The sequence below is a fragment of the Streptomyces alanosinicus genome (genome assembly GCF_014650595.1).
In the GTDB taxonomy this organism is placed as follows: domain Bacteria; phylum Actinomycetota; class Actinomycetes; order Streptomycetales; family Streptomycetaceae; genus Streptomyces; species Streptomyces alanosinicus.
In genome coordinates, this window is record NZ_BMVG01000001.1 from 1,356,492 (window position 1) to 1,363,542 (window position 7,051).

A 7,051-nucleotide genomic window follows, 5' to 3' on the forward strand; every position below is an offset into this window, starting at 1 on the left:
CGAGCACCGAAGGCGTGCCGTCTCCCCGTCCGATCGTCACGGGCACGACCTGGCGCACAGCTCCGCGAGAGTCTCGGCCGTCACGGGTGAAACGGCCCCCTCCTCGGTGACGATGGCCGTCACCAGCTCGGGCGGCGTCACATCGAACGCCGGGTTGTATGCCTGGGTTCCCAGCGGCGCCACCGGAAGCCCGCCCCCCGGCCCCGTCACCGGTACCTGGGGTACCGAAAGTTCGGTCACCTCGGAGCCGGGCCGCTGCTCGACCTCGATGGACGCCCCGTCGGGGGTGCCCGGATCGACCGTCGTCACCGGCGCCACCACGATGAACGGCACATGGTGGTACCGCGCCAGCACGGCGAGCGGATAACTCCCCACCTTGTTCGCCACCGAGCCGTCGGCCGCGATCCGGTCCGCACCGATCAGCACCGCGTCCACCTCACCCGCCGCGAACAGGGAACCCGCCGCGTTGTCGGTGAGCAAGGTGTACGCCATGCCGCTGCGGGCCGCTTCGTACGCCGTCAGGCGGGCGCCCTGCAGCAACGGACGTGTTTCGTCCACCCACAGCCGCCGCAGCCGTCCCTCACGGTGCGCCGCGAGCGCCACCGCGAAGGCCGTGCCCTCGCCGCCCGACACCAGCGAACCGCTGTTGCAGTGGGTAAGGATCCGGTGTCCGCCGCCGGGCAGCAGCTCGTCCAGGAACGCCAGACCGTGGGCCGCCATCCGGGCACTGGCCTCGGCGTCCTCCCGGTGCAGCGACCGCGCCGCGGCGAGAGCCGCCGCGGCCGCCGCGGCCGGGTCTCCGGTCTTCGCCAGCGCGGCCTGGTGCGCGGCCTCGGCCCGGCGCACGCCGACCGACAGGTTCACCGCGGTGGGCCGGGCGCCCTTGAGCGCGACCGCCGCCTCGGCCACGTCGAAGCCGCGCGTGGCGGCGAGCGCGACACCGTACGCGCCCGCGATCCCGAGCAGCGGCGCCCCGCGCACGGCGAGCGAGCGGATCGCCTCCACCAGCGCCGGTGCGTCCGTGCACACCAGCTCGACCTCCTCGGCCGGCAGCCGTGTCTGGTCGAGAAGCACCAGCACAGGGCCTTCAGGTGGCTCCTCCCATCGGATCACGGGTATCTCGGTCGACCGCTTGTTCCCGTCCGTTCGCGCCTGCTGATCAGCCATGCGGTCAGTCTGCCCCGGATCCGGCGGAACAATGGAAGGCGTCCAGTCCCCACCGCGGCCGGTACCCCCGTGACCACCCCATGGCACGATGGCAGCCAACCTGCCGCCGCGACCGCGGACGGGCGTCGAGAAGGAGCTTCGATGACAGACACTCCGGGCTGGGCCTCGCCCGGATCCGCCCCGTCGAACGAGGGGCGGGAACCCGGCGCGTCCGGTCCCGCAGAGCCTGCCGACCGCCCCGGCGACAGCACACCCGAGCCCCAGTCGGACGCGAACGCGCAGCATCCAGGCGTGAAGTGGTCCAAGGAGCAGCCGCCACCCGGCCAGTGGTCCGCGCCCACGGGTGCCCCCAGCCCGAACCAGGCCCCGCCGCCCCCTCCGCCCGGACCGGGCTGGGGCCCCCGTCCGCCCGCCGGCCCCGGAGGCCCCGGAGGCGGCCCGCCCCCCGGCTACGGCGGTCACGGCAACCCCGGAGGCTACGGCGGCTGGGGCGGCGGCTGGGGCGGTCCCCCGCCCGCGGCCAAGCCCGGCGTCATCCCGCTGCGCCCGCTCGGCGTCGGCGAGATCCTCGACGGCGCCGTCTCCACCATGCGCACCTACTGGCGCACGGTGCTCGGCATCTCGTTGGCCGTCGCCCTGTTCTCGGCAGTCAGCCTCGTCCTCGTGCAGGGCTTCGTCCTGAACGACGCCCTCGCACAGGTTCGGGTCAACGCCCCCGACGCCCGGCCTGACGACGTCTTCCGCGCCCTGCCCGACGTCATGCTCGGCACCGGCATCGTCACGCTGATCTCCGGCGTCGCCGTGGTCATCGCCACCGCCCTGCTCACGACCATCACCAGCCGTGCCGTCCTCGGCAGGCCGGTCAGCATCGGCGAGGCCTGGCGGGACGCCCGCCCGCAACTCCTCAAGCTGTTCGGGCTGCTCATCCTGTTGGGCCTGATCGTCATCGGCGTGCTCTTCGCCGGGGCACTGCCCGGAATTCTCGTCCTGGCCTTCGGCGGCAGCGACAACAGCGGGGCGGCGCTGCTGGCCCTGGGCATCCTCGGCGCCATCATCGTCTCGGTGTGGCTGCTGATCCGCTTCTGCCTGTCGACGCCCGCCCTGATGCTGGAACGCCAGAGCATCGTCAAGGCCATGAGCCGCTCCGCGAAGCTGGTACGCGGCGCCTGGTGGCGCACCTTCGGCATCCTGCTGCTCACCGCGCTCATCGTCAGGATCGTCGAGGCGCTCATCAGCATCCCCTTCACCGCCATCGGGGCCGCCGTGAGCGGCGACGGCGTGGACGACATGCTCGGCACCGGCGGCGGACACATCGGCTGGGCCGCCCTGATCATCCAGGGCATCGGCGCCCTGATCGGCACCGCGCTCACCCTGCCGATCAGCGCGGGCGTCACCGTGCTCCTCTACATCGACCAGCGCATCCGCCGCGAGGCCCTCGACCTCGAACTGGCCCGCGCCGCCGGTGTCCAGGACGCCGGCTCCGGCGCCCCCGGTCCCGTCCCGGGGAGCTGACTCGGTGAGCCTCACGGGGGGAGTGCTCACGACAGCGGCCCCGTCGGAAGCCGGCGGCACGGTCGTACGAAGCCTGCTGCGCACGGCCCGCGCGGCAGGCGGCTCGGGAGCCGAGCCGCCGGTGACCATCCCGCGTGACCCGGCGCGGGAGGCGGCTCGCCGCGAACTGTCCAAACGGATGTACCACGAGAACGACCCCGGGCTGTTCCAGCGGGCGCTGAAGGCGTTCTGGGACTGGCTCGACCGGCTGCTCGACTCGGCCGCCTCGGCGACACCCGGCGGCACGATCGGCCTGATCGTCGTGGTCCTGTTCGTCGTCGCCGTCCTGGCCGCCCTGTGGTGGCGGCTCGGCACCCCGCGCCGGCAACCCTCCTCCACCGCCGTCCTGTTCGACGACGGCCCCCGCAACGCCGCCGAACACCGCGCCGCCGCCGAGGCGCACGCGGCCCAGGGCCACTGGAACCAGGCCGTACAGGAACGCATGCGGGCCATCGTCCGCTCTCTGGAGGAACGCACCCTGCTCGACGCCCGTCCGGGCCGCACCGCCGACGAGGCAGCCGCCGAGGCCGGCCGGACCCTGCCCGTACACACCGACCGACTGCGCGCCGCGGCCCGCGAGTTCGACGACGTGACATACGGCGGGCGCAGGGCCACCGAGGAGTCGTACCACCGCATCGCCGGACTCGACCGCGACCTGGAACGCACCCGGCCCGCACTCGCCCACAGCACCACCAGCACGGCCCCCACCACCCACCGGGGGGCCGCCGAGTGACTGCCGAGGCCACGCTGCCGACGACCTCCACCGCACCCGCCGTCCGCCAGGTGTGGACCCGCGCGCGGGGCATCGCACTCGCCGTCGTACTGATCCTGGCGGCGGCCGTCGCCATGGCCGCCGTACGCTCCACCGCCCGGCACGGCGAACTGGACCCGCGCTCCGCCGACCCCTACGGCAGCCGCGCCGTCGCCCAACTCCTCGCCGACCGGGGCGTCTCCACACGCGTGGTCACCACACTCGGCGCGGCACGCACCGCCGTCGGGCCGGACACCACTCTCCTGATCGCCGTACCCGATCTTCTGACGGACCGTCAACAGAGCTGGCTGCACCGGGCCACCGCGGCCTCCGGCGGGCGCACCGTACTCGTCGCGGCCGGCGGCCCGTCCGTCGAGCGGCTCGCCCCCGGTGTCACCGCGGACCCCGCCATCAGCACCGGCACCACACTCGCCCCCGACTGCACCCTGCCCGAGGCCCGGCGCGCGGGCTCCGCCGACACCGGCGGCGTCCGCTACACCACCACCCACCTCGACGCCGACTCCTGCTACCCCAGCAACCGGCTCGCCACCGTGCTGCGCATCCCCGAGGCATCCGGGGGCGGTGACACCGTCGTACTCGGCGCGCCCGACATCCTCTACAACGACCGACTCGACAAGCAGGGCAACGCCTCGCTCGCCCTCCAACTCCTCGGCTCCCGCCCCCATCTGGTCTGGTACCTCCCCTCGCTCGCCGACACCTCGGCCACCGACACCGGCGGCCGGAAGAACTTCCTCGACCTGCTCCCCTCGGGCTGGCTCTGGGGCACCCTGCAGTTGTTCATCGCAGCGCTCGTCGCCGCCTTCTGGCGGGCACGCCGCTTCGGCCCGCTGGTACCCGAAAGACTCCCCGTAGCGATCCGCGCCTCCGAGACCACCGAAGGCCGCGCCCGCCTCTACCGCAAGGCCGACGCCCGCGACCGCGCGGCCGCCGCTCTTCGCTCCGCCACCCGCACCCGGCTCGCCCCCCTCGTCGGTGTCCCCGTCACCCAGGCGCACGCGCCCGAGGCCCTGCTGCCCGCCCTGTCCGCCCACCTCTCCGGCGACGGACAGACCCTGCACTCCCTCCTCTTCGGGGCGCCGCCCGGCGACGACGCGGCCCTCATCGCACTGACCGACCAACTCGACGCCCTCGAAAGAGAGGTACGCCGTCCATGATGGACCCGACCACTGACAACGCCGGGACCACCGGGGACGCGAGCACCGCACGCGCCTCGCTGGAAACCCTGCGCGCCGAGATCGCCAAAGCCGTGGTCGGCCAGGACCCCGCCGTGACCGGCCTCGTCGTCGCTCTCCTGTGCCGCGGACACGTCCTGCTAGAAGGAGTCCCCGGGGTCGCCAAAACGTTGCTCGTCCGTACCCTGGCGTCCGCACTCGAACTCGACACCAAGCGCGTCCAGTTCACCCCGGACCTGATGCCGAGCGACGTCACCGGCTCCCTCGTCTACGACACCCGCTCCGCCGAGTTCTCCTTCCAGCCCGGCCCGGTCTTCACCAACCTCCTCCTCGCGGACGAGATCAACCGCACGCCGCCCAAGACCCAGTCCGCTCTCCTCGAAGCCATGGAGGAGCGCCAGGTCACGGTCGACGGCACCCCGCGCCCGCTCCCCGAGCCGTTCCTGGTCGCCGCGACACAGAACCCCGTCGAATACGAGGGCACCTACCCTCTCCCCGAAGCCCAGCTGGACCGCTTCCTGCTCAAACTGACGATCCCGCTGCCCTCCCGGCAGGACGAGATCGACGTCCTGACCCGCCATGCCTCGGGCTTCGACCCGCGCGACCTGCGCGCCGCCGGCGTACGCCCGGTCGCCGGCCCCGCCGACCTGGAAGCCGCCCGCAGCGCCGTCACCAAGACGACGGTGTCCCCCGAGATCACCGCCTACGTCGTGGACATCTGCCGCGCCACCCGAGAGTCGCCCTCCCTCACCCTCGGCGTCTCCCCGCGCGGTGCCACCGCGCTGCTGGCCGCCTCCCGCGCCTGGGCCTGGCTGACGGGCCGCGACTACGTCATCCCCGACGATGTGAAGGCCCTCGCCCTGCCCGCCCTGCGGCACCGGATCCAGCTGCGCCCCGAAGCAGAGATGGAGGGCGTGACGGCAGACTCCGTCATCAATGCCGTCCTCACGCACGTCCCGGTCCCCCGCTGATGGCGCTCACCGGACGCGCCGCTCTTCTCGCGGCCCTCGGTTCGATCCCCGTCGGCGTCCTGGAACCGGGCTGGACGGGCATCCTCGCGGTAAACGGCCCACTGGCCCTGGCCTGCGCCTGCGACTACGCACTCGCCGCGCCGGTACGACGGCTCGTCCTGTCCCGGTCCGGCGACACCTCCATCCGACTCGGCGAAACCGCCGACGTCACGGTCACGGTCACCAACCCGTCCCGTCGCCCTCTGCGAGCGCGGCTGCGCGACGCGTGGCCGCCCAGCAGCTGGCAGCCCGGCACCGAGACGGAGGCCTCCAGGCACCGTCTGACCGTGCCTCCGGGCGAACGCAGACGTGTGACGACCCGACTGCGCCCCACCCGGCGCGGCGATCGCCAGGCCGACCGGGTGACGATCCGCTCCTACGGCCCTCTCGGGCTGTTCTCCCGCCAAGGCACCCACAAGCTGCCCTGGGCCGTGCGGGTCCTGCCCCCGTTCACCAGCCGCAAGCATCTCCCGTCGAAGCTCGCGCGACTGCGCGAACTCGACGGCCGCACGAGCGTGCTGACCCGTGGCGAGGGAACGGAGTTCGACAGCCTGCGCGAGTACGTCCCCGGCGACGACACCCGCTCGATCGACTGGCGAGCCACCGCCCGCCAGTCCGCCGTCGCCGTCCGTACCTGGCGCCCGGAACGCGACCGTCACATCCTGCTCGTCCTCGACACCGGCCGTACCTCCGCCGGCCGTGTGGGCGACGCACCACGCCTCGACGCCTCCATGGACGCGGCTCTCCTCCTCGCGGCGCTCGCCTCCCGAGCCGGCGACCGCGTGGCACTCCTGGCGTACGACCGCCGGGTACGTGCTCTGGTCCAGGGCAGCTCGGCAGGAGACGTACTGCCAGGTCTGGTGAACGCGATGGCCCCGCTGGAACCGGAGCTCCTCGAGACCGACGCGCGCGGGCTCACCGCGGCCGCGCTGCGTACGGCACCTCGCCGCTCCTTGATCGTGCTGCTCACGTCTCTCGACGCGGCTCCTGTGGAACAGGGTCTGCTTCCTGTGCTTGCCCAGCTCACCCAGCGACACAGCCTTCTGGTCGCCTCGGTCGCGGACCCGCATATCGCTCGGATGGCGAAGGCCCGGGGGAACACGGAGGCGGTGTACGAGGCCGCGGCAGCGGCTCAGGCGCAGAGTGAACGTCAGCGCACGGCTGAGCAGCTCCGTCGTCATGGGGTGACGGTCGTGGACGCGACGCCGGAGGATCTGGCGCCGGCATTGGCGGATGCGTATCTGGCTCTGAAAGGGGCGGGCCGGCTCTGATCCGCTCCGGCTCACCCCTTTCGGGGAACAGCCTGGGCTCAAACGCAAAAAGGCCCACGCCATACGGCGTGGGCCTTTCCTAAAATTTGTTCGGCGGCGTCCTACTCT

The 7,051-nt window shown here is 72.9% G+C and carries 6 protein-coding genes; 5 read left to right on the forward strand and 1 reads right to left on the reverse strand.

The window, feature by feature from the left end:
- Positions 1–36: 36 nt before the first annotated feature.
- Entirely contained in the window at positions 37–1,167 is a 1,131-nt protein-coding gene (gene mtnA / locus IE277_RS06135; protein ID WP_189949127.1) for an S-methyl-5-thioribose-1-phosphate isomerase, read from the reverse strand.
- A gap of 141 nt (positions 1,168–1,308) precedes the next feature.
- Between mtnA and IE277_RS06140 the strand changes: the two genes are divergently transcribed.
- From IE277_RS06140 to IE277_RS06160, 5 genes are read left to right on the forward strand one after another with little or no spacing between them, the layout of a single operon-like run.
- The gene (locus IE277_RS06140) at positions 1,309–2,679 is read left to right on the forward strand and encodes a DUF7847 domain-containing protein (protein WP_189949128.1); all 1,371 of its coding nucleotides are present in this window, start codon (positions 1,309–1,311) and stop codon (positions 2,677–2,679) included.
- A gap of 4 nt (positions 2,680–2,683) precedes the next feature.
- Positions 2,684–3,451, forward strand: coding sequence for a DUF4129 domain-containing protein (locus IE277_RS06145; RefSeq protein ID WP_189949129.1), 768 nt, complete (start codon positions 2,684–2,686; stop codon positions 3,449–3,451).
- Complete coding sequence (locus tag IE277_RS06150; protein WP_189949130.1) at positions 3,448–4,644, forward strand: DUF4350 domain-containing protein; 1,197 nt, start codon at positions 3,448–3,450, stop codon at positions 4,642–4,644. Before IE277_RS06145 ends, IE277_RS06150 begins: the two co-directional genes overlap by 4 nt.
- Positions 4,644–5,633 (forward strand): AAA family ATPase, encoded by a 990-nt coding sequence (locus IE277_RS06155; RefSeq protein ID WP_189949262.1) that lies wholly within the window; start codon positions 4,644–4,646, stop codon positions 5,631–5,633. The genes IE277_RS06150 and IE277_RS06155 overlap by 1 nt, the downstream gene beginning before the upstream one ends.
- Positions 5,633–6,943 (forward strand): DUF58 domain-containing protein, encoded by a 1,311-nt coding sequence (locus tag IE277_RS06160; RefSeq protein WP_189949131.1) that lies wholly within the window; start codon positions 5,633–5,635, stop codon positions 6,941–6,943. Before IE277_RS06155 ends, IE277_RS06160 begins: the two co-directional genes overlap by 1 nt.
- The last annotated feature ends 108 nt before the right edge of the window (positions 6,944–7,051 follow it).